3 protein-coding genes are annotated in these 3,466 nt (G+C 71.1%); 1 reads left to right on the top strand and 2 read right to left on the bottom strand.

Annotated features, from left to right (window positions below):
- Positions 1–98 precede the first annotated feature (98 nt).
- Both ACFVIM_RS34075 and ACFVIM_RS34070 read right to left on the bottom strand, forming a co-directional pair.
- Positions 99–452 carry a WhiB family transcriptional regulator gene (locus ACFVIM_RS34075; RefSeq protein ID WP_384309958.1) on the bottom strand — a complete coding sequence of 118 codons (354 nt, stop codon included), beginning with the start codon at positions 450–452 and terminating at the stop codon, positions 99–101.
- 151 nt (positions 453–603) lie between these two features.
- Entirely contained in the window at positions 604–1,296 is a 693-nt protein-coding gene (locus tag ACFVIM_RS34070; protein ID WP_384309956.1) for a DUF1707 domain-containing protein, read from the bottom strand.
- Positions 1,297–1,737: 441 nt separating this feature from the next.
- Between ACFVIM_RS34070 and ACFVIM_RS34065 the strand changes: the two genes are divergently transcribed.
- Entirely contained in the window at positions 1,738–3,402 is a 1,665-nt protein-coding gene (locus tag ACFVIM_RS34065) for a fumarate hydratase (protein ID WP_384309961.1), read from the top strand.
- The last annotated feature ends 64 nt before the right edge of the window (positions 3,403–3,466 follow it).

Here is a 3,466-nt window from a genome sequence, read left to right as displayed (position 1 = left end):
CCCCTCATCGGTAGATCCGCTGGACCCGCGCGAACGGATCCGTCCTCGCGCCCTCGGGCCGTGTCCCCCGCCGCGTACCGGCCCGGCCCCGGGCGTTCTCAGGCCGCCGACGGCGACTTCTTGACCTCCACGTCGCGGCGCCGCCGCCGCGCGAGGACCACCCGGCGCTCGGCGGCCGTCAGCCCGCCCCATACTCCGTACGGCTCCGGCTGGAGCAGCGCGTGCTCGCGGCACTCGACCATCACCGGGCAGCGGGCACAGACCCGCTTCGCCGCCTCCTCACGGGAGAGCCGTGCGGCCGTGGGCTCCTTGGAGGGGGCGAAAAACAGCCCCGCCTCGTCGCGGCGGCACACCGCCTCCGCGTGCCACGGCCCCTCCTGATCTTCCCGAGCGGGAACACGCTGGGGCGGAACAGCGGTCACCTGCAGGGACTGATACGGCAGTTGCAGCACGGTCTACTCCTGACGACGGCTTCGCGAGCGAGAGACGACGCAGCAGTCCCTACCCGCTGTGCGCACTCCTATTCACTGCGTGGCAACCGGTTCCAGGGTGTGGTCCGCCCGCCCGGCGCTCGCGGCCGGAAAGTGCTCCGGGGCGGAGCCGTCAGTCCAGATATTTGCGCAGGCGACGTTGGAGGTCGGAGACGCGGCGCCCACGGCGCGGCTTGGCCTCCACATTGCCGAAAACCGAGTAGCCGTTGACGGCCACGACCGGAGCGTCGGGTTCCGCCGCCTCCAGGGCCCGGACCTCGAAGTTGCCGAAGACCCCGCTGCCGTTGCCCCGCAGGGTGATGTTCTCGGGGACGCGGATCTCCACATTGCCGAAAACGGTGGTCGCGTCGATCACCGTGGTCCGCTGCTCGAAGAGCGCCTCGGTGAGGTCGATCTCGATGTTCCCGAAGAGCGCGAACGCCTTGGTGCGGGGTCCCACCCGCCAGCGGCCCTTACGGGTGGAGGTGGAGAAGATCGCCGTCAGATTCTCGGCCTCGGCCGCGGGCTCGGCATCGGAGGTGTACGAGGCATACGCGTCGTACGGGGAGGGGGAGCCCGACGCCGAACGGGCGGGCAGGTCCTGGACGATCGGCTGGAGCTCCCCGACGGTCTTGGCCCGGTAGACGGCGTCGATGCGCTCCGAGTGCTCCTCGGCGTCCAGCCGCCCCTCCGCCAGGGCGTCCCGGAGGATGTCGGCGATGCGGTCGCGGTCGGCGTCGGAGGCGCGCAGGGCTTCGGCGGCGAGCGGAGCGGTACCGGGCTCTCGGGGGCTGACGGGCTTCTGGGGCTGCTTTTCGAGGTCCACGGACGTCAGCGTAGCGAAACGCGATAGATCGCGACTAGGGGCAACACCGCACCTGGAGCCCCGTATCCATCACTTTCGGCCCTGCGGGGAGGCCCCGCGTCACCATCGCGGGGCGGGCGCGGGGCGGCGGCGGGACGGGTGCGGCGGCGGGACAGACGCGGGGCGGGCGCTCCACGCCGGCGAACCGGCCGCGGACTGGCCGCGGACTGGCGGCGGACCGGCGGCGGACCGGCGGCGGACCGGCCACAGACTCGCAGCGGACTCGCCGCGAATCCGGCCGCGAATCCGGCCGCGCCCCGGACCCTCCGTGACCGCGCCATGACTACTCCGCGCCAGGTGAGTCTTACCTCACCACCTCCGCCCCCCGGCCGCGTTCTAGGCTGGGGGCCGCGCCGCTGTCCGCCAAGTCTGCTGACGTCTGTTGAGTGAGGTATGGCCGCAATGCCAGAGTTCGCGTACTCCGATCTGCTCCCCCTGGGAGAGGACACCACCCCCTACCGGCTGGTGACCAGCGAGGGTGTCTCCACCTTCGAGGCCGGCGGGCGCACGTTCCTCACGGTCGAGCCGGAGGCCCTGCGCACGCTCGCCGCCGAGGCCATGCACGACATCTCCCACTATCTGCGGCCCGCGCACCTGGCCCAGCTGCGGCGCATCATCGACGACCCCGAGGCGTCGTCCAACGACAAGTTCGTCGCCCTGGACCTGCTGAAGAACGCCAACATCGCCGCGGCGGGCGTGCTCCCGATGTGCCAGGACACCGGCACCGCGATCGTGATGGGCAAGCGCGGCCAGAACGTCCTGACCGAGGGCGGCGACGAGGAGGCGCTCTCCCGGGGCGTCTTCGACGCCTACACCAAGCTCAACCTCCGCTACTCCCAGATGGCCCCGCTGACCATGTGGGAGGAGAAGAACACCGGCTCCAACCTGCCCGCCCAGATCGAGCTGTACGCGACCGACGGCGGCGCCTACAAGTTCCTCTTCATGGCCAAGGGCGGCGGCTCGGCCAACAAGTCCTTCCTCTACCAGGAGACGAAGGCGGTCCTGAACGAGACCGCCATGATGCGGTTCCTGGAGGAGAAGATCCGCTCCCTGGGTACGGCGGCCTGCCCGCCGTACCACCTGGCGATCGTGGTCGGCGGCACCTCGGCCGAGTTCGCCCTGAAGACCGCGAAGTACGCCTCCGCCCACTACCTGGACGAGCTGCCCACCGAGGGCTCGCCCACCGGGCACGGCTTCCGCGACCAGGAGCTGGAGCAGAAGGTCTTCGAGCTGACCCAGCGGATCGGGATCGGCGCCCAGTTCGGCGGCAAGTACTTCTGCCATGACGTCCGCGTGGTGCGGCTGCCCCGCCACGGCGCCTCGCTGCCCGTCGCCATCGCCGTCTCCTGCTCGGCCGACCGCCAGGCGGTCGCCAAGATCACCGCCGAGGGCGTCTTCCTGGAGCAGCTGGAGAAGGACCCGGCGCGCTTCCTGCCCGACACCACGCACGAGCAGCTCGACACCGGCGGCGACGTGGTCCGGGTCGACCTCAACCGCCCGATGGACGAGATCCTGGCCGAGCTGACCAAGTACCCGGTCAAGACCCGGCTCTCGCTCACCGGCCCGCTGGTGGTGGCGCGCGACATCGCCCACGCCAAGATCAAGGAGCGGCTGGACGCGGGCGAGGAGATGCCCGGCTATCTGCGCGATCACCCCGTCTACTACGCGGGCCCGGCCAAGACCCCCGAGGGCTACGCCTCCGGGTCCTTCGGCCCCACCACGGCCGGGCGGATGGACTCCTATGTGGCGCAGTTCCAGGCCGCGGGCGGCTCCAAGGTGATGCTGGCCAAGGGCAACCGCAGCAAGCAGGTCACCGACGCCTGCGGCACCCACGGCGGCTTCTACCTGGGGTCCATCGGCGGCCCGGCGGCCCGGCTGGCCCAGGACTGCATCAAGAAGGTCGAGGTCGTCGAGTACGAGGAGCTCGGCATGGAGGCGGTCTGGCGGATCGAGGTCGAGGACTTCCCGGCCTTCATCGTCGTGGACGACAAGGGCAACGACTTCTTCACCGAGCCCGCCCCGGCCCCCACCTTCACCTCGATCCCGGTCCGCGGCCCGGGTCTGTGAGCCCGGGTCTGTGAGCGCTCGGACCTCCGTGGGCGCGTAGCCGGGGGTACGGACGGAAGGGGGG

This window comes from Streptomyces sp. NPDC057638 (assembly GCF_042800315.1).
In the GTDB taxonomy this organism is placed as follows: Bacteria; Actinomycetota; Actinomycetes; order Streptomycetales; family Streptomycetaceae; genus Streptomyces.
The sequence above is the reverse complement of the archived record's forward strand: the minus strand, read 5'-3'. Positions and strand labels throughout refer to the sequence as shown.